The following is a 22,207-nucleotide window of genomic DNA, read 5'->3' on the forward strand; positions in this document are numbered from 1 at the left end:
CTGGCTCCAAGGCTTTTATTTTGGTTCGCTCGGATTGGCTTGACCTCCACTTCGTAAAACCTCTCTGTGCGCTTTTCGCACGCCGACGTTTTACTCCAGTGGTTCAAGCCAGTACATCCTCGCTCTCACCATGCATTATTCTTCAATTAAGTCTTCTAAGATTTCTTCTTCCTCAACTTCGTCTTCGTCATCTGAAATTAAATCTTCAAAATCACTCTCATCGATTAATTCTTCATCTAAACTTGATTCTGATTGTTTTTGTTCTTGACGATATTGATCCAAAGCATTGTAGTTTACTACATCATCGTCATCGTCATCATCACGTAATTCAATTTCTTCGTCATTAGCATCTAAGACTTTCAAATCTAATCCCAATGCTTGTAATTCTTTTACAAGAACTCGGAATGATTCTGGGACACCAGGACGTGGAATTGGTTGACCTTTTACAATCGCTTCATATGTTTTCACACGACCAACAACGTCATCTGATTTATAAGTCAAGATTTCTTGTAAGGTATATGCTGCACCATAAGCTTCTAATGCCCAAACCTCCATCTCACCAAAACGTTGTCCACCAAATTGAGCTTTACCACCCAATGGTTGTTGCGTTACTAATGAGTAAGGTCCTGTTGAACGAGCATGTAATTTATCATCGACCATGTGGGCTAATTTAATCATGTACATAACTCCAACCGATACTTTACGGTCAAATGGTTCACCAGTACGTCCGTCATAAAGCGTTGTTTTCGCATCTGTTTCCATTCCAGCTTCTTTAACAGTTGCCCAAACATCTTCTTCTGTTGCACCGTCAAATACTGGTGTAGCAATTTTAATACCTAATTGACGAGCTGCCATACCTAAGTGTAATTCTAATACTTGTCCGATGTTCATACGAGATGGTACCCCTAATGGGTTTAGCATGATGTCAATCGGTGTTCCGTCAGGCATGAATGGCATATCTTCTTCCGGCATAATTAAAGAGACAACCCCTTTATTACCGTGACGACCGGCCATTTTATCTCCTTCATTGATTTTACGTTTTTGAACAATGTAAACACGAACTAACATATTAACACCTGGTGATAACTCATCGCCATTTTCACGAGTAAAGATTTTCACATCGTGGACAATACCACCACCACCGTGTGGAACTCGTAACGATGTATCACGCACTTCACGAGCTTTTTCACCGAAGATTGCGTGTAATAAACGTTCTTCAGCTGATAATTCTGTTACCCCTTTCGGTGTCACTTTACCAACTAAGATGTCGCCGTCTTTTACTTCAGCACCGATTGAAATAATACCATTTTTATCTAAGTATTTTAGTGCATCTTCCCCAACATTTGGAATTTCACGTGTGATTTCTTCAGGTCCTAATTTAGTATCACGAGCTTCTGATTCATATTCTTCAATATGGATAGATGTATACACATCATCTTTTACCAAACGCTCTGACATAATAATCGCATCTTCGTAGTTGTAACCGTCCCAAGTCATGAACGCAACTAATGGGTTTTGTCCTAATGCCATTTCCCCATTTTGCATTGACGGACCGTCTGCTAAAATTTCGCCAGCTTCAACTTTGTCACCTAATTGGACAATTGGACGCTGATTATAACATGTACCAGCATTTGAACGAGCAAATTTAGTTAAACGGTACTCATCTGTTGAGCCGTCTGCTACTTTCACTTTGACACGATTTGCATCTACATAAACGACTTCACCGTCACGTTTACACAATAAGGCTGCTCCAGAGTCATGTGCTGCTTTATATTCCATACCCGTACCAATTAATGGTGAAACTGGGTTAATCAATGGCACAGCTTGACGTTGCATGTTCGCACCCATTAACGCACGGTTCGAGTCATCGTTTTCTAAGAACGGAATCGATGCAGTCGCTACGGCAACTACTTGTTTCGGTGAAACGTCCATGAAATCAACTTGACTTACTGGCACTTCAATATTTTCAGATGTTGCACGTGCCATTACCATGTCATTAACAAACGTTCCGTCTTCATTTAATAAAGAGTTTGCTTGTGCCACAACATATAAATCTTCTTCATCCGCAGTTAAATAAACTGTTTCATTCGTTACACTGCGTGTTTCTTTATTCACTTTACGGTATGGTGTTTCGATAAAACCATATTGGTTAATTTTCGCATAAGAAGATAAACTGTTAATCAACCCAATGTTTGGTCCCTCTGGCGTTTCGATTGGACACATACGACCATAGTGAGAATAGTGAACGTCACGTACTTCGAATCCGGCACGGTCACGTGTTAAACCACCAGGCCCTAAGGCTGATAGACGACGTTTATGTGTTAACTCTGATAATGGATTTGATTGATCCATGAATTGAGATAATTGTGATGAACCAAAGAATTCTTTAATCGCTGCCACAACTGGACGAATATTGATTAATTGTTGTGGTGTAATCGTTGCGGTATCTTGTAGTGACATACGTTCACGCACAACACGCTCCATACGACTTAAACCGATACGGAATTGATTTTGTAATAATTCTCCTACCGAACGAATACGACGATTTCCTAAGTGGTCAATATCATCGGTTGTTCCAATACCAAGCGATAAATTCAAGTAATAGTTAATTGATGCGATAATATCAGCCGGTGTTAAGGCTTTGATACCTTCGATATTTCCATTACCAATCAAATTAATAACTTGTTCAGGATTTTCAGGATTGTAGACACGAATAATTTGTAATGTAATCGGCTCAGCCACCACACTCTCAGGTGCCGGTGTTAAGGTTACTAAATTAATATTAGCATCTAAGTACGGTGTTAATTGATCAATTTTATCTTGATCCATAACCGTGCCTTCTTCAAAAATCACTTCGCCTGTCTCATGGTCAACTAAAGTTTCTGCTAAAGTTAATCCTAATAAACGATGTTTTAAATGTAATTTTTTATTGATTTTATAACGACCAACAGGTGCCAAATCATAACGACGTGGATCGAAGAAACGAGCTGTTAATAAGTTACGTGAACTTTCTGCCGTCTTTGGTTCACCTGGACGAAGACGCTCATAAATATCTTTTAAGGCTTCTTCAACACGTGAATCCGTGATGTTTTTATGTACATCTTTTTCGATTGTTGCTTCTAATAATTCTGATTCATTGAAAATATCAATGATTTCTTCATCTGAACCGAATCCTAATGCACGAACAATAGCCGTAATTGGTAATTTACGAGTACGGTCAATACGCACATAAGCAATCCCTTTAGCATCCGTTTCAAATTCTAACCACGCACCACGGTTTGGAATCACTGTTGATGTATAGCTATGACGTGATTTTTTATCTGTACGGTCATGGAAATAAACACCTGGAGAACGTACTAATTGCGATACAATAACACGTTCAGCACCATTAATAATAAATGTTCCCATTTCAGTCATAATTGGGAAATCACCAAAGAAAACTTCTTGTTCACGAACTTCGCCAGTTTCCTTATTAATCAAACGTAATGTAACGTAGATCGGTTTAGAATAATTGGCATCATGACTACGAGCCTCTTCTAAATTATATTTTGCTTCTTTAAATTCATAATCAATGAAATGTAATTCAAGATTTTCTGAATGGTCCACTATTGGCGAAATATCTTCAAACATAACCTTAAGTCCTTCATCTAAGAACCATTGGTAAGAATCAGTTTGAATCTCAATTAAGTTTGGTAAATCTAAAACCTCATCGATACGTGCATAACTACGACGTTGAGCTTTTTTACCGTATTTTACAATATGATGCTGACTCAAGCTATTCACCCCTCCAAATTATTAAAACGCAATGTGTCAAAAATATTTCCAATGTTACATTTTGTTAACAATTGATAATGACCACTATTTTTGGGCAAAAAAAAGACAAAAGCGAGCTTTTCATTCATTCTTTTAGGCTCAATTCTTTTGTTTTCCCTTTAGAAACCAACATTGGACAAGATTTCAATGTCATTTCTATACTCATTAAATGCGTCTTTGCATCTAAATATTATATTCTATTTTTGGTTAGCTGTCAATAGCGATTTTCGTGTGATGTTGTGATATTGGTACATTTTGCATAAATTTTCTATGCATTCTTACCTTCTCATTTCTACTATCATTCCTCCTACCTAGAGTTCAAAAAGCAAATACATCAATAACACAATTTAGATTAATATTTAATTAGAAAGCGATTGAGCATTTTAAATTTATCTGATATAATGTGAATGAAGTTATGTAAAGTGAGAGTATTCTGACTTGAATCACTGGCGGAAGTCACTGTAATGCGAGTGTCGCACAAAAGAGACTTCTGAAGTAAAAGTCAAGCCAACTTGAGCGAACTAGAATAAGGAGGTACATCAAGTGATTGAAGCTTTAACCATACCAAAGCAAAAGCTCACGTGTATCCATGAACAATTAAATTGTCAAGAAGCGATTCAATTATTAGAATCTAAAGGGTTGCGTTGTGCTCCAGTCATTGATGCTACTAATTCTATCTATCGTGGAACGATTTATCGCTACCATATTTATCAGCATCTATTTCGTTATCCCGATGCTGACTTATCCACGATACCTGTCACTCGCTTTTTAAAAAACACGACAAAAGTCATTCGTGTAACTGATAATGCACTGCGTTTATTATTCGTCATCGGTGATTTACCACAAATTGCCGTACTAAGTGAACAAAATACATTTATTGGCATTATCGAACATACGACTGTATTAAACTTTTTTGCAGAAGCTTGGATTTCGAACACAGGAAAATTTGTATTGGAAATTATTTCTTCTGGTCGAACTGGTGAGTTAAATCGCCTAACGAAACTAATCAATCGCTATACAGATATTGTCAGTGCAATGACATTAGATGAAACTAGTTATGGAACACCAAGTAAAGCACTGTTTATCCTGCCAGACCATTTCGATATTGTCCAACTAAATGATTTAGAACGCTTATTACAACGCAAGCAATATCGCACTAAACATTATAAAATCAAATAAAGTCATCCGACACACCGGATGACTTTATTTTTTATAAATACAGATTACTCAAACGCTCTTTTCCAATGGTTGTGGCTTCCCCATGACCAGGATAAACCATAAAGTCATCAGTTAAACACATCAGATGCGTTCGAATACCACTTAATAATGTTGACAGACTACCTAAATAAAAATCAGTTCTACCAATACTTCCATTAAATAATGTATCTCCTGCAATCACAAACGACGCTTGCTCAAATATATAGACCACATGTCCTGGACTATGCCCTGGTATTAATTCAATACGAAATTCAAAAGCGCCAATTTTCTGCAAGCCAGTATTATTCCACAAATGTTGTGCTGGCTGTTGTCGTACTTCCTGATTTAACATTCCAGCCGATAAATTCAATACTGGATTAACTAAAAAATCTGCTTCTATCTGATGAATATAAGCTTCGACATTAAAGTGTTGACGCACTGCATCTAAAGCACCAATGTGATCAAAATGTCCATGTGTCAATAATACTGCTTGAGGCTGCCATTGATTATCTTCTATCCATTTTATCAACATCTCTGCTTGAGCACCTGGATCAACAATCAATGCTTCATTACGCTCATTAACGATGACATAAGTATTTTCACTCGCTATACCGACAACTTTTCGAAAAACTTGATACATCAGCTGCACCTAATCTTTCAAATAGATACGTGGCACTCGACGACTAATATTACAGAAAATCTCATAACTAATCGTATCCAATTGTCGTGCCATATCACTGACATGATTTTCAAATTTCCCATCTTTTCCAATTAGCGTTACTGTCGTTCCAACCGGTAGATTATGTGGTAATTTGATCATCATTTGATCCATATTAATAACACCCACTACTGGACAACGATGCCCCGCCACTAGAACATCAATAACATGATAGCGACGCAGCCAACCGTCTGCATAACCGATTGGAACGGTCGCAACCCACTCACTTTCAGTCGTCGTATATTGGGCACCATAACTGATCGACTCGCCAGCGCCCACCTGTTTTGTATGCATAATCTCAGAAATCAATTGCATTACCGGCTGCAAATTCGTGGCTGTTTCAATATTATCTCGCTCATCTTTGGGATCCATGCCATACATTGAAATACCCAAACGCACAATATCCGATTTCGGTTGCAAATGGTGATGCCAAATCGCCATGGCCGTATTCGCATAATGGCGATACGTCACCGATTCTGGAACAGCTTCAATCAAGGTTTTCCAACGGTCAAATTGCTTTTCAACATAGGCTTCAGGGCCTCCCCCAGCCGTTGCAAAATGCGTAAATACCCCTTGCCAATTCACCCAAGCATACTGTTGAATCTCTAGTGCAAATTCACGCACTTCTTCCACGCTACGCAAACCAATGCGTCCCATACCTGTATCCAACGCTAAATGAACATTTAATACATAGACATCTAATAAATTCAATTGATTAGTTGCTACTAATTGTTCATAGGCTCTAGCAAAAAATTCATGACTAGATACCGTAATCGTAATATTATAGTGTAAGATTTCAGCAATTCCACGTGGATCGGTCAATCCTAAAACCAAAATCGGAATTTGACTAAAACCATTTTGTCTCAATTCAATTGCTTCATCAACTGTCGCTACCAATAAACCTTTAGCTCCAGCTTCAATAGCTGCTTTTGCTACTGGAATCGCACCATGCCCATAAGCGTCTGCTTTAACTGTCACATATAATAATTGTTCTTCACTCATCTTCGTTTGTACATACTGAATATTGTGTTGAATTGCATTCAAATCAACAATCACCTGAGTGGGACGGTGTTCACTTGGTTCATACATTCAAATCGCCACCTTTAATTTTTGTCTCATTAATTTTAGCATATCTGACTAGCATTATCATCAAAAATAGAAATTTCCATTTCGTGCAAACAAAAAAATGTCTACTCATCTCGAAATTATGCTGCATAGCACTAATTCCATTTGAGTAGACAAATTTATATATATTCCTACAATCCGACAAGCATGCTTACATCAACATTCATACACTTCTAAACCCTTGATATATCAGCATTTTTAAAAGTTGTTCACTTCTATTCATGTTTACAAATCACTTCAAGGGGTAGTCAAAGGGAAGTCAAAAAACCGTGCTAGGGTTTAATCATTCATGACCTAAAAAGCCACTTCTTTAACGCTAGTAATTACACACTAACGATTATTTTTTTTATTTCAAGGCAGTTTATTCACCCACACAAAAATCACTCTCTACAACGCACCCTAGAGCATTTTACACCTAAATGGCTAATCATATGCCTAAGTGGTTAAAACACCTAAAAGTGCCACTTATTTTAACTCTAGGGCTGTTGCACGACTATAATAAACCAAAAAATTATGATGCGTCTTTTTTTTAATGCGTCACTTATGGGAGCATAGCCACCTTTTAATGAGAACGTCACCAAAAAATATCAACATTTCAACCGTTATCGATTTAGGGCGTCACATTTCGCTACCCCCTTAGTCTCATCAACCCTATACCACACCAACGCACTATAATGCCCATTGTCATGCCTTACTTTATCAACGTGGTAGGGTGATACTTCTGACGTTGCTTTAAACTCTGCAATCTCCTCATTGATACCCAATAAGCTATCACTATACAACAATTTACACTTTTTCACCGTTTCACCCACTTTTCAGCTAATTCAATATCAAAATTTAAATTATAAAAGTCGCCATAACTGTATGTCATTTGAACATTGATTACAGTGTTGTCTTTTTGATATATCTCTAGCACTTGCTGTAATGCGTCAACTGTGCCCCTGTAATGCTTTTTTTCAATCGGTTTGATTAATTGATACCCCTGTAACTTTTCAGCAAGTAGATACTCAGCTAATAGCGTATAGGATTCATATTCAAGTTTCCTCAAGTTGTATTGACTGATACCGATAATTTTAGCCGCTTCATCAACTAAGCCCGCTTTACCCTTAAAACCATGGTACACATCTCTAATGACCTTTATTTTTTTATCTTTACTCTTTTCATACCTTGCCATTTTGAAGTATCTAAGCACAATGATTTTGCCGTGTAACATTGGCAATTGCTTAATCGCTTTTAATAGGCTTTCCAGCTTTTCTATTTCCTCTTGTGTAGCGTAGTCTTTGAACGTTGCTACTCTGCCCATATAGTTCAAATAATTAGCATTTACAATCACTTGCATATTGCGGTCTGTTGCTATTCCATAAAATGCCATTGGTCACACTCCAAACAATTTAAATAGTTCTGATTCAAGGTTGTTTACTTTGGCTTTCATCTCATCATCAACAATGTTTTTATCTTCTTTTCGTTCTTCGTTCTGCGCTTCGTGATAGTATTCTAATTCATCCAGCCAATCAAACGCCTTTTCTAACAACTCCAAATCAGCGTATAAATCAACGCTAAGCCGTTTAATCTCATCATCGGTAAAACCCTCATTGAATAGCTTTAGCCGTCTAATTAGCTTGTTCTTTTCAATCTCGTAGGCTTTCTCAGTTCCGATTATGTCAGTGACACAATACTCAACCGATAACGCACGTTGATACTTTTGTAATGCGTCATCATACACCCCATTACCCACAATGGAATGTGTAGCATAAAAATAGGCGCTAACTGATTTTATTTTTAATTCGAGTAAGGCGATTTCTTTTGGCAGGTTTAAATAATATTTTAGTTGCTGTATTCTCCAATCACGCAAATAAAACCACCCCATATAATTATCACTGTTTGCTTCTGCACCGTTTAAAAAGTCTGTTACCTTATCTGAACCTTACCAATGTTTAGCCCAATACCTCCCCTATACCTCCCCAACACCTTGCGAAAACCTTACGGTTTTTTCTCGCCTTACCTAGCCTGAACCTCATCGTGAACAGAAAATGAACATCGTGAACAGAAGATGAACAGAAGACTTACAGGCTATTGAACAACAAAAAGACGTACCAAATAACAACATCATCGTGTTATCTAGTACTCCCCCAATTGTTTCAGATAGCGATTATTTTTTTGTTTCTGTTTTGGTAAGTAATACCAATTTGTTATCTTGATAAGTAAGAGTAATCTCGCCAAATACTGGTGTTTTCTCTTTTACTATTTTATCATCTTTCAAGTAAATGATATAGCCTTGCTTAACTAACTCTTGTAACGTGGTTTCTTTGATTGTCATGTATTTTGTCCCCCTTTCGTGAGTGATTGACTATTCTTTTATTTAATCGAGAGTGCCCCCGCTGAAAGAGCTGGAAAAATCGGAAAAATTTTCTTATGGGGGTATACCTTTCTTAAAATCATCATTCAGAACGCTCTAGCACTGTTTTATGCCTTAGATGATGTTTTACATGTCCTAATAGTTTAAACGTCTAACACACCCATTTAAATCAATTCTATAGCTATTAACGCAATGGCATATTATTGGCACTGTTAACCGTTGCGTACCATTCTTCTTCGGTGAATACATCACCTTTTGAATCATCACCAATCAAAACTTTTAACGGCTCTAAACTAATGCCACAACTCTTTGCATAAGTACTTGCTAAATACAAATCATTATTACGCATTATACTCGTACCGCTTATAATTCGTTGATATGCCTGTTTGCCTAATCCACCTTTACTATTGCTAGATTTTGGAATCAACCCAAAATATCCATACGTTTGTGCTGCTGGTTTTGGCTTGGTTTTAAATATCTCTTGTTCAAACTCCCCCACATAGACTATAGGCTCTTTTTCGTTCCATGTGTAAACACCTTTGGCGGTTTGACTGCCAAACATGACAAAATAATTATTGTCTTGTGCTTTAATGTCTACACCGTCTAAGTAGTTAATCTTTTGTCGATATTCCACACCCTCACGTTTTTTAAAAACTAGGTGCATGCCTTTAGACGGTGTATGTTGCACCATTGTCTTTTGTGCATTGGCTCGTAATTCGTCTACATACTTACTTTGCTTAATGCTTTCAAAACCGTTTGTACCATGCCTATCAATATCAATACACCAATACCCACGACACAACCAACCTAACCCCTTAGCTCTTTGATACAATTCTTTGTTTGCTTCAATCAACTCTTTTGTGATAGGGATGTTTGCAAATTTAAATAATGGCATTTTGGTTTGACTTAGGGGGATTGTTTGAATCCCCTCACCAAGTAAAGCCAACGCAATTTCATAACCGTTCATTTTCTCATCTCCTACCTTTTTGCCTTACCCAATAACCTAAGCGCCCCCTATAAGAAGAAAAAAATATTTTTCCGTCATCAAGAATGTTGATTTATCAAGGTTTTCATTTTTGTATAAATTATTGCATTTACTTTATAGGTTACTTAGGTTATAGCTTATAATGCTTGATATAATCACATTCTTTAGGTTATACATTAAGTTATATTAGGTTATATTAGGTTATAAAGTTCTAAAAACTCTAAAAATATAACCTGTATAACCTGCGATAACCTGTAAAAATGGCGTTATAACCTAAAAACAGGTTATGGTTAAATCATCCACTTTCATCGTCATTTTCAAAATTTATTATCTGTTCGAGAATTGCCTCCCTTGTATCATCGTCAAATAATTCTAGGGTTTGTTTAAACAGTTCTTTATTATTGACCTTATACACTTTTACAACTTGTTCGATTTCTTTTAACCACATCGAGTGATTGTGCTTAACTCCAATTGCTTGTACATCGCTTTTAAAAAGTTTGTTTCTTGTATTTCCATAATCTTCTATAATCGCACGTCTTATTAACGAATCATTCAAAAGCATGTAACCAAATTTATCAATACCAATTAATAAAATCTCTTGCGTATTGCTTAACTCGCTAGCGTCTAAATAGTTTGCTAGTCCCACATCTTCAAACTCCATTTGTCTATTTTGGAATTTATAATATTCTAAACTGGCAATGAAAAAGGATACGCTAGCACTTAATGACGGTACACCATGAGGCGCTATAAAATCCCACCATGGTTTAAAAATAGCCTTTTGTTGTGTATCCGTTTCGTTGTCTGGTCTGTCTTTCAATGCAATTCTTACCATACGGCTCTTATTCGCTTTTAATTCTCCAGTATTTACATTTTCATTTGTATCTAAAAAGAAAGGCGCATCAATTTTTACATCTATCATATTCGCCCCAATCCCTCGACCCATGAGCGTTTCACCTGTTGCAACTGGTCGTATAAATCGCATTTTTTCGCTATCAATAGCCCCTGTTTCATTGGCGTATAGGAAATGTGCACCGATTAGATTAAAAATAGCGTTACTCCGTTCAAACGATTGTTTGGATACTAAAGCATCAAAATTTACTCGCTTAAACCCCTCATCATAAAATGCTTTAAATGTTTCAATAAATAGCCCTTTACCTGTTCGCCCTTTATCCCTTAATACAAAAAACTTTGTTGGACTGATTAACTTAACATTTACAAGCACGGCATAGGCATGTGCTAAACGTAAATTATGCAATGTCTTTTTATCTCTCGCCACAAATGCCACATAATCAATTGCCTTTTGTATTTGTAATTGATTTTTCTCAATATCCACATACCGATAAAATAATTCTGTAGGCTTCGTTTTATTGTCATACATCATTAACTCTTTAATATCATAGCGCCAATTTTTCCCACCAATCCCATACCGATGAATAATATAGCGATGTTTAAACGGCTCGTATGTTTTCATAATCTCCGTTAACACTTCTAAAAAATCATCAATGTACACTTTTTTGGTATGCGGGTAATACTTTTCAAAAGTTGCGTTATCAATTGGAACAAATATATTTTTACCAACCATTACAAACTGTTCTAACTCTTTTGCGTAGATGATATTATCAAAAGCTAAATCTGATAAGAATTTAACATAACCATTCATGGTTAATGTTTTAAAAATATATCCGCCCTCTTCTTCGTTCGCTTTCTTTTGATATTCTCTAACAGCATAAGCCACACCCCTTTGGGTGCCTGTGATGAGATAATGCGCTTGTCGATTGGTGTAGTGTTGTGACGTTTTACCGTCACGATAATATAAAACACCTGTTAGGTCGGTAGTGTTCTCAATCTCAATAAAATGAATGTGCTGGATAATTTGCGTAATGGTTGCGATATTCTTTGATTGAATCACATGTAACTTCTCTTGTATGCTTCTTAATCTTTCCCATGCTTCTTGTATTTTCATTTATTCACCCCCATTACTCATTTACAGAACGTGTTAATAGTTCAAAATAAGTTGACTGTGACAATACTTCTTCATTGTCGCAATTCAATAATAGGTAAGCTATATCATCCAATTTCATCAATAGATTTTGTAATAAATCATCTTGGAACGAATCCACTTTCGACTTAAAATAATTCTTGTCCCCCTCATCTTTGATACAACTTAACACCTCCGACAACGTCCGTTGTAACGTCAATGTATATTTAATATCTGCCAACTCTGCCCCTAAAAATTCAATAAATTCTTTTTTCAACATGGCTTATAACTCCTTACATTGTTCTTCGATTTTATTCATCTCTTGTATTGATACATCAACAAGCGACCTTAGTTTTTTGATACGGTGGTTTACGCTCATCAATAAAAAATAAAATTATCTTGTGTAAGCTCTTGTACCGTCTTATCGCTCTGATTTTCAATAGCTATTAACATATCGTCAATCAACAACAGCATTTGCCCCACGTTATGCGCTGTTATATACAATTCATCTTCATTTTCTTTCAACATTTTTCAACACTCCTATATATATTATTTTTATAAGGTTTTATCAGGTTTTATCAGGTTCTATATATATTATTTTTAGTATTTTTTAGTACTTACTCATTTACCTTTTGCTAGGGTTTTGTTATAATGTGCTTACCTCTGATATTTCCATGCTTTTTTACTTTTTGCCTGGAAATGTCCATAAAAAAGATTGAACTCCTTTTAAAATCCTAGCACGGTTATTAAATTGAGTTCTTTTTTTATTGCTTCAACTTCTCATCAATGAACTGGTGAACGTCTTCAAGGTCATACATAATTGAATTGCCTTTATTGAAGTATCTTAGCCCTTGCGCTTTCCACCGATTAACAACTTCTAAATTACATCGAAACAACTTCATCAATTCATTCTGTGTTAAATAACGCTTTGTGCTTGCTGTACTTACTTCTTCTACGGCTTTCAATGCTAAATTTACAAACAACTGATATAGCTGGTCTTGTTGCTCTTGCGGCAACACCACTTGTAATTGTTCTTTCATCTCATCATCACACCCCTTTTTTATTTATAATCTTTTGGCCAACATTCTTTTTTCAGTGCTTCATCTTCAATCTCATCATACAGAACCATATAACACGCATTAACCCGCTCATAGGCTTGCGTAGTGGTACTTATTAGCTTGTTTACTGCTAAGACAATAAAAAGTATCAAGGCGACACTAAAAACGCACCAGTGAACTCTAGGGGCTATTTTTCGCATGTCTTGCACTTCCTTTTTTTGCCGTGTAGATATTCCCATTACAGTGAAGCACGATTAAATCCGGTGTTTCTAAAATTGATTTGCAATACTTCGCTTTTTTGCTACCTCGTTTAATTGTTACTCCTGTAATAATTGGTGCTGTTCCAAATACGTTTTTACGTTCTTCTGCTTTCATGTTCTAAACTCCTTTCAGATAGGTTTTTATCATGTCATAGGTCACTTGATTGATTAACAAGCTAATTACTAGATGTTCCGTACGTTGGTACTGTTCGAGTTGCTCCGCTGTTAATAAATCCAATGCCGTATGATGAGCCTTGTCGCCCTTTAACTGTTTAGCGTTCTTACCTGTCACATGTTTTAACATTAAGTCCGTTATTTGCTTATAGCTCCATTTGCCTTTATGCTCCCATTTGTTTATTGCGTCCGTTAGTTCTACCCTTAACGGCTTTTCTATGGCTCGTTGGATACGGAACGCCTGCACCTCGTTTTTCAACTCGTAAAATGCTCTTACAAGGTCGCTTTTGAATTTAATAACGGGCTCTGTATTTCTCATGAACGTTATAAGTAATGTCGCCTGTTGTTCGTTTAAGTGATAATCTTTTGTAGGTCTACCCCCTAAATCCCCAAGAGGTTTAGCGATTTGAAAACGCAAAACCCCAAACCGTTCAAGCTCCTTTTTATGCTTTCTGATTAATTGTTGTACTGTCTTATGTTTTACCTCTGCACACTCTGCGATAATGCTTGAAAGTGTATACGGCTCTTTGTCATGGTCTATGAAAGCTAAATTCATTGTCTTACTCCTTTCAGTCAGTAACCGTCAATCTGTCGGTTACTGTTGTCATTGGCGTTTGTATCGTTGTGTTGTTTAACCCTAGCACGGTTGTTTCTTTATTGATTTACTCTTACCAACTCATCAAGCGTTACGCCTAAATAATCGGCTATTTTTAAAAGTGTTTCGCCATTTGGTTTTGTACGCTCATAGTAAAAAGCCGTTAGAGTGCTCTTTGATAGCCTTGTACCCTCGTGGATGTCTGCAATAGTTTTCTTTTGTTTTGCTAGCAGTATACGCAAATTGTTTTTCATTGTTCCACCTCTTTTTTTGCATTTTGTTATATTTTAGTCACTGCACTAACATTTATCAGTATAATTAGTTTTGCTATTTTTGTCAACAATCAAAAAATATTTTTTGAAGTCTGTTATTATTTTGGGTTTTATAGTAAAATATAAACAAAGGAGTGATAAAAAATGATAAAAAATAATTTTGCCGTATTAATGGCTGAAAGAGGTTTGAAGATTGCCGATGTGCATGAAGATACTGGAATATCAAAAACCACTCTTATGGCTATTGCTGACAATACTGGAAAAGGCGTTCAATATGACACAATAGATAAACTTTGTATTTATCTTGGGGTTGAACCTAAAGATTTCTTTTTATACATACCATTTAATTGGTCATTCTATGTATCGGAAAAAGAAAATTTAAAAGACTATTTTTTATTAGACGTTGAAGGAAGCAATTACCAGAAAACATTTTATTTTGAGCCATATTTACAATTTGGGAATGTATATGATTTCCCTATTGCTAATCGTGATTACAATTACTGGATAAAAATAGACTTAGTTCAAAGTGACGCATACGATGCAGATGAACTATACTCTATTTTTAAAAATTCACATATTACAATAAAAACAATTTTACAATCTGAAATAAAAAACTTTTTAATTAATCACATTCATTCCTTAGTTAATATTAAACAAAAAGTATATAACGATGAGAAAAGAAGCTATACCGAAATTCAGATGAAAAAAGGGGACAAAATATATATTGAGTTTGATTCATGGGGCGAAAAAGGTTTATATTTAAACTTTTCAATGATTATCAACTAACCCCCCACCATGCTACCAGCATGCACGTATAACTACGTATCTGACTATAAATGTCCGAGGGGCACAACTCAATCGCATCATAATTTGTTTATTTTTTATATACAATTAGTACACACCCTATCATTCTGCAAGAGGTCGAGAAACACGACCCCTGTAGTGCAGACGTAATCCTAATTTAGGACTACATCAAAATATACTTAATCATTAATTTATTATATTAACCTGCGCTACGTGGTAGCCAATCCACAACAGCGCACCTTTTGAAAATCCCTAGCACGGTTGACGAAAGGAAGAACACACAATGATTAAAGAATATTATTTACAAGACGGGTCGAAGCGCTATATGTTTCAACTCTATATAGGAGTTGACCCACTTACTGGGAAGAAAAGACGCACAACAAGACGGAATTTTAAGACAAAAAAAGAAGCTAGCATTGAACTAGCTCGATTAAAAGTGCAAGTTGAAGAGCAAGGACTCCCAACGAAAAAACAGCGAATGAAGTTTCAAGAAGTATTTGACTTGTGGAAAGTAGACTATGAACAGACGGTAAAAGAAAGTACATATTTTTATCAAACAACGTCATTTAAATTACACATATTACCCAAAATAGGTAACATCTATATAGACGCTCTCACACCTCAAAGATGTCAAAAGCTCATTAACGAATGGTGTAGCTATTACAAACAATACAGCAACCTCATCGGACTAACAAAGAGGGTATTTAATTACGCCATTGTCCTCGGTTTGATAGATGAAAACCCAATGTTGAGAACAATCAGACCCACTAGACGCAAGAAGATAGATGAACAGCCCTATCAGTCGCCTTTTTATGACTTAGAGCAATTAAAGACGTTTCTTGATTGCGTTAAATCTAACTACGACAATCAGACCTATTTGATGTTTCACCTGTTAGCCTATACTGGAATGCGTAAAGGGGAGCTATTAGCATTGCGGTGGTACGACTTTGATGAGTTACATAGCAACATCACCATTAATCAAACACTAACAGTAGGCAAAGACGGCAAAGAGATTTTTCAAACTCCTAAAACGAATGCAAGCAATCGAACAATAGCATTAGATAGCATTACAGCCAAATTATTAACAGCATGGCGGAACGAACAAAGAGAAATGCTATTTAAATACGGCTACAATACCATGCAAGAAAAACAATTAATATTTACCAATTTACAAAATCAATGCTTTTATTCGGGATACGTCAACTGTATACTATCTAAAATTTTAAAAGCTCATGAGCTACCCTACATAACAGTGCATGGGTTTAGGCACACGCATTGTAGTTTGTTATTCGAAAGTGGTGCAACCTTGAAACAAGTACAAGACCGATTAGGGCATACGGATATAAATACGACAATGAACATCTATAACCACGTTACCAAAAAACAACAAGATGAAACGGCTGAACTATTTGCCAAATTCGTAAAAGGGTAGTCAAAGGGAAGTCAACGCAAAAAAAGCCCTATCTTCCAACCAAGATAAGGGCTTAAAACGTTGATATAATCACGATACCAACACTTTAGGGTATATATACTTATTTAATCCTACAATCTATTAATAGCTGCCTCTACCTCATCTTTTTCGGCATTAATAATTACTGTCGCAGTGGCATATTCTTTGCAATGGCTAATCGAAACCAATACATTTTCAACAATCGGCCCTTCATGCAAAATCGGTTTGCCAAAATAATCCGGCAAGATAGTTAAATCTGTAAATTTTAACCGACCTATTCCAGTTCCTAACGCTTTCGCATAGGCTTCTTTCGCACTAAATCGTCCCGCTAAAAATTCAAACCGCCGTGTTTGAGGCATAGATTCATATAAATCAAGTTCTGATTGCGAAAGTATTTTACTAGGAAATAAAGCATTTCGCTCGCATGCCAATGCAATTCGCTGAATCTCAATAATATCCGTTCCTAAACGCATTTTTGCACCTTAGTAACTAATCATTGTATTTCACTTTAAATTTTTTATTAATTACTGCCTTTTTAGAATGTTTTACACCTTTTGATTTACTACGTTCTTTCTTATTAAAACGCTCTCTCTTATTATGACTATCTTGCTCACGACCGTTTTCACGTTTGCCGTCACGTCTTGAATTACGATTAAATTTCGTTCCACCATTATTGCGTGCTCTGCTTTTCTTATTAGCATTAGGCAATGGTTTCTGTGGTGAAATAGAAACTTCAACTGTTGTATTATCGTTAATTACCGAACCAAGTAAAGCAGTAACTAAATCATTTGCTTCATAATGCTGCAACAATAATTTAGCCGTATTACGATGATGTTCAACCGAACCTGCTTTAAGACGTTCATTCATTTGGTCAATTAATTGTTGTACTTGACCTTGCTGTGCCTCTTTCAATGTTGGTGGCTTCATCGGCATCATTTGCTTACGTGTCAACGTTTCAATGGTTCTCAAGTAAGGCATCTCATTATTCGTCACAAAAGTCATCGAAGAGCCTTCATTTCCTGCACGACCAGTACGTCCAATACGATGAACATAACTTTCTGGATCTTGAGAAATATCATAGTTATACACATGTGTCACACCCGAAATATCCAATCCACGAGCTGCCACATCTGTCGCTACTAATAATTCAATCTCACCATTTCTAAATTGATTAATAACACTCGTACGTTTTTGCTGTGTAATATCTCCATGAATTAATTCAGCATTAAATCCCCTTAAAGATAAACCACGTCCTACTTCATCAACACGCTTTTTGGTACGACAAAAAACAATCGCTTGTTTCGGCATTTGAACATCTAATAAACGAGTTAAAATATCAAATTTTTCATCGTCACGACATTTAATAAAATATTGCTCAATCAAATCAGCCGTCATTTGTTTTGCTTCAATTTTAACATGAGTAGGATTGTGTAAAAACTGTTCAGCTAATTGACGAATTTCATTCGGCATAGTAGCAGAGAACAATAAAGTTTGACGACTAGGTGGCGTCACTTCAATAATGCTACGAATATCATCGATAAATCCCATATTTAACATTTCATCAGCTTCATCTAACACTAATGTTTGTAAATAAGTAAGATCTAATGCACGGCGACGAATTAAATCTAAAATACGTCCAGGAGTCCCTACAATAATTTGTGGTGCATTATTTTTTAAACGGTCAATTTGCTTGCCAATTGGAGAGCCACCGTAAACAACGTATACTCTAGCACGTAATCCTTTTCCAAGACGAAATAACTCTTCTTGCACTTGAATCGCTAACTCACGAGTAGGTGCAATTACCAACCCTTGAACACCTTTGATTTTATTATCTAATTTATTCAACATCGGCAATCCAAAAGCCGCAGTTTTACCAGTACCCGTTTGTGCCTGACCAATTAAATCATTACCTTCTAAAGTAACAGGTACTGACTTTTGTTGAATTGGCGTCGGTTCTTCAAAACCTAACTCATCTAATGACAAAAGCAATTCTTTTCTTAAATTTAAATCTGTAAATTTCAAACTATTCTTCCTTTTCTTAAAACAATATTTTAAATAATTAAACGACCATAAAAAAAACGCGTGGCCTTTATACACAAATCGTGTAAATGCCATGCGAGTGATACTCATAATGAATATTTACTCAAATGATACATTCTATACTATCCAAACATAAGAGTAACATACAACTATCCGATATACAAGAAATATTCATTTAAAAGAAATAAAAAAACTCACCGAAGTGAGTTAAACAAGCGGGTGACGAGAATCGAACTCGCGACAACAGCTTGGAAGGCTGTAGTTTTACCACTAAACTACACCCGCATGCTTCTACGGTCCCGACGGGATTTGAACCCGCGATCTCCTGCGTGACAGGCAGGCATGTTAACCCCTACACCACGGAACCTCTAAGGAGGATGTGGGATTCGAACCCACGCACGCTTTTACACGCCTGACGGTTTTCAAGACCGTTCCCTTCAGCCGGACTTGGGTAATCCTCCACCTTTTGCTTTAATGATCCGTACGGGATTCGAACCCGTGTTACCGCCGTGAAAGGGCGGTGTCTTAACCACTTGACCAACGGACCGTGTTTTACGGAGAAGGAGGGATTTGAACCCTCGCGCCGGTTTCCCGACCTACACCCTTAGCAGGGGCGCCTCTTCAGCCTCTTGAGTACTTCCCCATCAACCAAGTCTATTCACTTGTATGGGCCTAAATGGACTCGAACCATCGACCTCACCCTTATCAGGGGTGCGCTCTAACCAGCTGAGCTATAGGCCCTTCTCTTTTTAAGCGGGTGACGAGAATCGAACTCGCGACAACAGCTTGGAAGGCTGTAGTTTTACCACTAAACTACACCCGCACCTTCTTTTCGTCTTCCTATTCCTAATTGCGGGGGCAGGACTCGAACCTGCGACCTTCGGGTTATGAGCCGACGAGATGCCAACTTCTCCACCCCGCGATCTTTATTATTAAGGAGGATGTGGGATTCGAACCCACGCACGCTTTTACACGCCTGACGGTTTTCAAGACCGTTCCCTTCAGCCGGACTTGGGTAATCCTCCGTTCTTTTATGGACCTTGTAGGACTCGAACCTACGACCGGACGGTTATGAGCCGTCTGCTCTAACCACCTGAGCTAAAGGTCCATCCCTCTTATAGCGGCGAAGGGGATCGAACCCATGACCTCCCGGGTATGAACCGGACGCTCTAGCCAGCTGAGCTACACCGCCATCTTTTTTATTAATGGAGAATAGCGGGATCGAACCGCTGACCTCCTGCGTGCAAAGCAGGCGCTCTCCCAGCTGAGCTAATCCCCCATTTTTTGATTAAAAAAAATCGGGAAGACAGGATTCGAACCTGCGACCCCTTGGTCCCAAACCAAGTGCTCTACCAAGCTGAGCTACTTCCCGTTGTTTTCTTATACACCCAGCAGGAGTCGAACCTGCAACCGCTTGATTCGTAGTCAAGTACTCTATCCAATTGAGCTATGGGTGCTCCTTATATGCCGAGGACCGGAATCGAACCGGTACGGGTATCACTACCCGCAGGGATTTTAAGTCCTGTGCGTCTGCCAGTTCCGCACCCCGGCATCTCTGCCGTAATTTCTTACTCTGGCAAAAAGCGGAAAACGGGGTTCGAACCCGCGACCCCCACCTTGGCAAGGTGGTGTTCTACCACTGAACTATTTCCGCATACTTTCTCTTATGCCGGCTAAAGGACTTGAACCCTCGACCCTCTGATTACAAATCAGATGCTCTACCAACTGAGCTAAGCCGGCCTATTCCCATGCGGGTGAAGGGACTTGAACCCCCACGCCCGAAGGCGCCAGATCCTAAATCTGGTGCGTCTGCCAATTCCGCCACACCCGCAATTTTCACTTTCATGAATGACCCGTACAGGATTCGAACCTGTGACCCACTGATTAAAAGTCAGTTGCTCTACCAACTGAGCTAACGAGTCATGGTGGAGGTTAACGGGTTCGAACCGCTGACCCCCTGCTTGTAAGGCAGGTGCTCTCCCAGCTGAGCTAAACCTCCATTTAGACTACAACGACTTCTCCTGCATGGCAACGTCCTACTCTCACAGGACCAAAAGTCCAACTACCATCGGCGCTAAGAAGCTTAACTGCTGTGTTCGGCATGGGTACAGGTGTGTCCTTCTTGCCATCGTCACCACACAGAGAATTCGTCTTGTCTCTTAAGTAATCTTGTCTCCAAGCTCACTCAAAACTGAATAACCTCTCAAACTCCCAATCAATCCCTTGGTTAAGTCCTCGACCGATTAGTACTAGTCCGCTCCATGTCTCACAACACTTCCACTTCTAGCCTATCTACCTGTTCGTCTTTCAGGGGTCTTACTTCCTTAGAATGGGAAATCTCATCTTGAAGCTGGCTTCGCGCTTAGATGCTTTCAGCGCTTATCCTTCCCACACATAGCTACCCAGCGATGCTCCTGGCGGAACAACTGGTACACCAGCGGTGCGTCCATCCCGGTCCTCTCGTACTAAGGATAGCTCTTCTCAAATTTCCTACGCCCGCGACGGATAGGGACCGAACTGTCTCACGACGTTCTGAACCCAGCTCGCGTACCGCTTTAATGGGCGAACAGCCCAACCCTTGGGACCGACTTCAGCCCCAGGATGCGATGAGCCGACATCGAGGTGCCAAACCTCCCCGTCGATGTGAACTCTTGGGGGAGATAAGCCTGTTATCCCCAGGGTAGCTTTTATCCGTTGAGCGATGGCCCTTCCATGCGGTACCACCGGATCACTAAGCCCGACTTTCGTCCCTGCTCGACCTGTCCGTCTCGCAGTCAAGCTCCCTTCTGCCTTTGCACTCTGCGAATGATTTCCAACCATTCTGAGGGAACCTTTGGGCGCCTCCGTTACTCTTTAGGAGGCGACCGCCCCAGTCAAACTGTCCACCTGACACTGTCTCCCGTGCTCCTCGCACGCGGGTTAGAGGGTCCATGTCACAAGGGTAGTATCCCACCAGCGCCTCCTCGTAAACTGGCGTTCACGATTCTTCAGCTCCTACCTATCCTGTACATGCCACACAAACACTCAATATCAAGTTACAGTAAAGCTCCATGGGGTCTTTCCGTCCTGTCGCGGGTAACCTGCATCTTCACAGGTACTATAATTTCACCGAGTCTCTCGTTGAGACAGTGCCCAGATCGTTACGCCTTTCGTGCGGGTCGGAACTTACCCGACAAGGAATTTCGCTACCTTAGGACCGTTATAGTTACGGCCGCCGTTTACTGGGGCTTCAATTCAAAGCTTCAGATTGCTCCTAACCTCTCCTCTTAACCTTCCAGCACCGGGCAGGCGTCAGCCCCTATACGTCATCTTTCGATTTTGCAGAGACCTGTGTTTTTGATAAACAGTCGCCTGGGCCTATTCACTGCGGCTGATGTTTCCA

The 22,207-nt window shown here is 38.4% G+C and carries 19 protein-coding genes, 20 tRNA genes, 2 rRNA genes and 1 pseudogene (1 of these 42 only partly in view); 3 read left to right on the plus strand and 39 right to left on the minus strand.

Translation table 11 applies throughout. The annotated features are described in order from the left end of the window. Positions 1-135: 135 nt before the first annotated feature. Complete coding sequence (gene rpoB / locus JDW14_08690; protein ID QQD65359.1) at positions 136-3,774, minus strand: DNA-directed RNA polymerase subunit beta; 3,639 nt, start codon at positions 3,772-3,774, stop codon at positions 136-138. A gap of 582 nt (positions 3,775-4,356) precedes the next feature. Between rpoB and JDW14_08695 the strand changes: the two genes are divergently transcribed. Next, positions 4,357-4,992, plus strand: coding sequence for a CBS domain-containing protein (locus JDW14_08695; GenBank protein QQD65360.1), 636 nt, complete (start codon positions 4,357-4,359; stop codon positions 4,990-4,992). A 31-nt stretch (positions 4,993-5,023) separates the two neighbouring features. Here the strand turns inward: JDW14_08695 and JDW14_08700 are convergent, their stop codons facing one another. The 14 genes from JDW14_08700 to JDW14_08765 form a co-directional block, all read right to left on the minus strand. Next, positions 5,024-5,650 (minus strand): MBL fold metallo-hydrolase, encoded by a 627-nt coding sequence (locus JDW14_08700; GenBank protein QQD65361.1) that lies wholly within the window; start codon positions 5,648-5,650, stop codon positions 5,024-5,026. A 9-nt stretch (positions 5,651-5,659) separates the two neighbouring features. Next, on the minus strand, positions 5,660-6,817 hold the full coding sequence (gene alr, locus JDW14_08705; protein ID QQD65362.1) for an alanine racemase: 1,158 nt from the start codon (positions 6,815-6,817) through the stop codon (positions 5,660-5,662). A 638-nt stretch (positions 6,818-7,455) separates the two neighbouring features. Next, positions 7,456-7,653, minus strand: coding sequence for a hypothetical protein (locus tag JDW14_08710; GenBank protein QQD65363.1), 198 nt, complete (start codon positions 7,651-7,653; stop codon positions 7,456-7,458). Further along, positions 7,650-8,225: a hypothetical protein gene (locus JDW14_08715; protein QQD65364.1), complete on the minus strand. Its 576-nt coding sequence runs from the start codon at positions 8,223-8,225 to the stop codon at positions 7,650-7,652. Before JDW14_08715 ends, JDW14_08710 begins: the two co-directional genes overlap by 4 nt. Before the next feature lie 3 nt (positions 8,226-8,228). Next, positions 8,229-8,705 carry a hypothetical protein gene (locus JDW14_08720; protein ID QQD65365.1) on the minus strand — a complete coding sequence of 159 codons (477 nt, stop codon included), beginning with the start codon at positions 8,703-8,705 and terminating at the stop codon, positions 8,229-8,231. A 297-nt stretch (positions 8,706-9,002) separates the two neighbouring features. After that, positions 9,003-9,170 (minus strand): hypothetical protein, encoded by a 168-nt coding sequence (locus JDW14_08725; protein ID QQD65366.1) that lies wholly within the window; start codon positions 9,168-9,170, stop codon positions 9,003-9,005. 223 nt (positions 9,171-9,393) lie between these two features. Beyond that, positions 9,394-10,176: a bifunctional DNA primase/polymerase gene (locus tag JDW14_08730; GenBank protein QQD65367.1), complete on the minus strand. Its 783-nt coding sequence runs from the start codon at positions 10,174-10,176 to the stop codon at positions 9,394-9,396. Positions 10,177-10,489: 313 nt separating this feature from the next. Beyond that, positions 10,490-12,157, minus strand: coding sequence for a hypothetical protein (locus tag JDW14_08735; GenBank protein ID QQD65368.1), 1,668 nt, complete (start codon positions 12,155-12,157; stop codon positions 10,490-10,492). 13 nt (positions 12,158-12,170) lie between these two features. Beyond that, positions 12,171-12,452: a hypothetical protein gene (locus JDW14_08740; GenBank protein QQD65369.1), complete on the minus strand. Its 282-nt coding sequence runs from the start codon at positions 12,450-12,452 to the stop codon at positions 12,171-12,173. A 98-nt stretch (positions 12,453-12,550) separates the two neighbouring features. Beyond that, positions 12,551-12,700, minus strand: a complete 150-nt coding sequence (locus JDW14_08745) for a hypothetical protein (protein ID QQD65370.1) — start codon at positions 12,698-12,700, stop codon at positions 12,551-12,553. Positions 12,701-12,936: 236 nt separating this feature from the next. Then, positions 12,937-13,212 (minus strand): hypothetical protein, encoded by a 276-nt coding sequence (locus tag JDW14_08750; GenBank protein ID QQD65371.1) that lies wholly within the window; start codon positions 13,210-13,212, stop codon positions 12,937-12,939. Positions 13,213-13,410: 198 nt separating this feature from the next. Beyond that, complete coding sequence (locus JDW14_08755) at positions 13,411-13,605, minus strand: hypothetical protein (GenBank protein ID QQD65372.1); 195 nt, start codon at positions 13,603-13,605, stop codon at positions 13,411-13,413. Positions 13,606-13,608: 3 nt separating this feature from the next. Then, entirely contained in the window at positions 13,609-14,220 is a 612-nt protein-coding gene (locus JDW14_08760; GenBank protein ID QQD65373.1) for a Rha family transcriptional regulator, read from the minus strand. Between the two features lie 98 nt (positions 14,221-14,318). Beyond that, positions 14,319-14,513, minus strand: coding sequence for a helix-turn-helix transcriptional regulator (locus JDW14_08765; GenBank protein QQD65374.1), 195 nt, complete (start codon positions 14,511-14,513; stop codon positions 14,319-14,321). Between the two features lie 162 nt (positions 14,514-14,675). Between JDW14_08765 and JDW14_08770 the strand changes: the two are divergent. Together JDW14_08770 and JDW14_08775 are read left to right on the plus strand one after the other, a co-directional pair. Then, a pseudogene (locus JDW14_08770) lies at positions 14,676-14,876 on the plus strand (helix-turn-helix transcriptional regulator). A gap of 742 nt (positions 14,877-15,618) precedes the next feature. Further along, positions 15,619-16,767: a site-specific integrase gene (locus tag JDW14_08775; protein ID QQD65375.1), complete on the plus strand. Its 1,149-nt coding sequence runs from the start codon at positions 15,619-15,621 to the stop codon at positions 16,765-16,767. Positions 16,768-16,877: 110 nt separating this feature from the next. Here JDW14_08775 and acpS read toward each other — a convergent pair whose 3' ends face one another. The 24 genes from acpS to JDW14_08895 all read right to left on the minus strand — a co-directional run. After that, positions 16,878-17,258: a holo-ACP synthase gene (gene acpS / locus JDW14_08780; protein QQD65376.1), complete on the minus strand. Its 381-nt coding sequence runs from the start codon at positions 17,256-17,258 to the stop codon at positions 16,878-16,880. 16 nt (positions 17,259-17,274) lie between these two features. Then, positions 17,275-18,807 carry a DEAD/DEAH box helicase gene (locus tag JDW14_08785; protein QQD65377.1) on the minus strand — a complete coding sequence of 511 codons (1,533 nt, stop codon included), beginning with the start codon at positions 18,805-18,807 and terminating at the stop codon, positions 17,275-17,277. A 232-nt stretch (positions 18,808-19,039) separates the two neighbouring features. After that, positions 19,040-19,110: transfer RNA gene (locus tag JDW14_08790), tRNA-Gly, on the minus strand. Positions 19,111-19,119: 9 nt separating this feature from the next. Continuing rightward, a tRNA-Asp gene (locus tag JDW14_08795) sits at positions 19,120-19,192 on the minus strand. 4 nt (positions 19,193-19,196) lie between these two features. Continuing rightward, positions 19,197-19,286, minus strand: a tRNA-Ser gene (locus JDW14_08800). Positions 19,287-19,300: 14 nt separating this feature from the next. Then, positions 19,301-19,372, minus strand: a tRNA-Glu gene (locus JDW14_08805). Positions 19,373-19,380: 8 nt separating this feature from the next. Continuing rightward, positions 19,381-19,468 (minus strand) — tRNA-Ser (locus JDW14_08810). Between the two features lie 24 nt (positions 19,469-19,492). Then, a tRNA-Ile gene (locus JDW14_08815) sits at positions 19,493-19,566 on the minus strand. Positions 19,567-19,577: 11 nt separating this feature from the next. Continuing rightward, a tRNA-Gly gene (locus JDW14_08820) sits at positions 19,578-19,648 on the minus strand. Positions 19,649-19,675: 27 nt separating this feature from the next. After that, positions 19,676-19,747: transfer RNA gene (locus JDW14_08825), tRNA-Met, on the minus strand. A 13-nt stretch (positions 19,748-19,760) separates the two neighbouring features. After that, a tRNA-Ser gene (locus JDW14_08830) sits at positions 19,761-19,850 on the minus strand. 9 nt (positions 19,851-19,859) lie between these two features. Further along, positions 19,860-19,933 (minus strand) — tRNA-Ile (locus JDW14_08835). A gap of 10 nt (positions 19,934-19,943) precedes the next feature. Continuing rightward, positions 19,944-20,017, minus strand: a tRNA-Met gene (locus JDW14_08840). Between the two features lie 14 nt (positions 20,018-20,031). Further along, a tRNA-Ala gene (locus tag JDW14_08845) sits at positions 20,032-20,104 on the minus strand. Positions 20,105-20,123: 19 nt separating this feature from the next. Beyond that, a tRNA-Pro gene (locus JDW14_08850) sits at positions 20,124-20,197 on the minus strand. An 11-nt stretch (positions 20,198-20,208) separates the two neighbouring features. Next, positions 20,209-20,282: transfer RNA gene (locus tag JDW14_08855), tRNA-Arg, on the minus strand. Between the two features lie 8 nt (positions 20,283-20,290). After that, positions 20,291-20,376, minus strand: a tRNA-Leu gene (locus JDW14_08860). Between the two features lie 31 nt (positions 20,377-20,407). Next, a tRNA-Gly gene (locus tag JDW14_08865) sits at positions 20,408-20,479 on the minus strand. A gap of 13 nt (positions 20,480-20,492) precedes the next feature. After that, positions 20,493-20,565 (minus strand) — tRNA-Thr (locus JDW14_08870). A gap of 9 nt (positions 20,566-20,574) precedes the next feature. Then, a tRNA-Leu gene (locus tag JDW14_08875) sits at positions 20,575-20,656 on the minus strand. 18 nt (positions 20,657-20,674) lie between these two features. Continuing rightward, positions 20,675-20,747 (minus strand) — tRNA-Lys (locus JDW14_08880). 1 nt (position 20,748) lies between these two features. Beyond that, positions 20,749-20,824 (minus strand) — tRNA-Val (locus tag JDW14_08885). Between the two features lie 24 nt (positions 20,825-20,848). Further along, a 5S ribosomal RNA gene (gene rrf / locus JDW14_08890) occupies positions 20,849-20,964 on the minus strand. Between the two features lie 84 nt (positions 20,965-21,048). Next, positions 21,049-22,207: ribosomal RNA gene (locus tag JDW14_08895) — 23S ribosomal RNA — on the minus strand; it runs 1,731 nt beyond the window's last position.

It is taken from the genome of Aerococcaceae bacterium zg-252 (genome assembly GCA_016237705.1).
GTDB classification, from domain to species: Bacteria; Bacillota; Bacilli; order Lactobacillales; family Aerococcaceae; genus Globicatella; species Globicatella yangjingiae.

Coding starts and splice junctions, on each gene's coding strand:
- JDW14_08700 (QQD65361.1), bottom strand. CDS start 5,650: ATGTATCAAGTTTTTCGAAAAGTTGTCGGTATAGCGAGTGAAAATACT.
- alr (QQD65362.1), bottom strand. CDS start 6,817: ATGTATGAACCAAGTGAACACCGTCCCACTCAGGTGATTGTTGATTTG.
- JDW14_08715 (QQD65364.1), bottom strand. CDS start 8,225: ATGGCATTTTATGGAATAGCAACAGACCGCAATATGCAAGTGATTGTA.
- JDW14_08725 (QQD65366.1), bottom strand. CDS start 9,170: ATGACAATCAAAGAAACCACGTTACAAGAGTTAGTTAAGCAAGGCTAT.
- JDW14_08730 (QQD65367.1), bottom strand. CDS start 10,176: ATGAACGGTTATGAAATTGCGTTGGCTTTACTTGGTGAGGGGATTCAA.
- JDW14_08735 (QQD65368.1), bottom strand. CDS start 12,157: ATGAAAATACAAGAAGCATGGGAAAGATTAAGAAGCATACAAGAGAAG.
- JDW14_08740 (QQD65369.1), bottom strand. CDS start 12,452: ATGTTGAAAAAAGAATTTATTGAATTTTTAGGGGCAGAGTTGGCAGAT.
- JDW14_08745 (QQD65370.1), bottom strand. CDS start 12,700: ATGTTGAAAGAAAATGAAGATGAATTGTATATAACAGCGCATAACGTG.
- JDW14_08750 (QQD65371.1), bottom strand. CDS start 13,212: ATGAAAGAACAATTACAAGTGGTGTTGCCGCAAGAGCAACAAGACCAG.
- JDW14_08755 (QQD65372.1), bottom strand. CDS start 13,605: ATGAAAGCAGAAGAACGTAAAAACGTATTTGGAACAGCACCAATTATT.
- JDW14_08760 (QQD65373.1), bottom strand. CDS start 14,220: ATGAATTTAGCTTTCATAGACCATGACAAAGAGCCGTATACACTTTCA.
- JDW14_08765 (QQD65374.1), bottom strand. CDS start 14,513: ATGAAAAACAATTTGCGTATACTGCTAGCAAAACAAAAGAAAACTATT.
- JDW14_08775 (QQD65375.1), top strand. CDS start 15,619: ATGATTAAAGAATATTATTTACAAGACGGGTCGAAGCGCTATATGTTT.
- acpS (QQD65376.1), bottom strand. CDS start 17,258: ATGCGTTTAGGAACGGATATTATTGAGATTCAGCGAATTGCATTGGCA.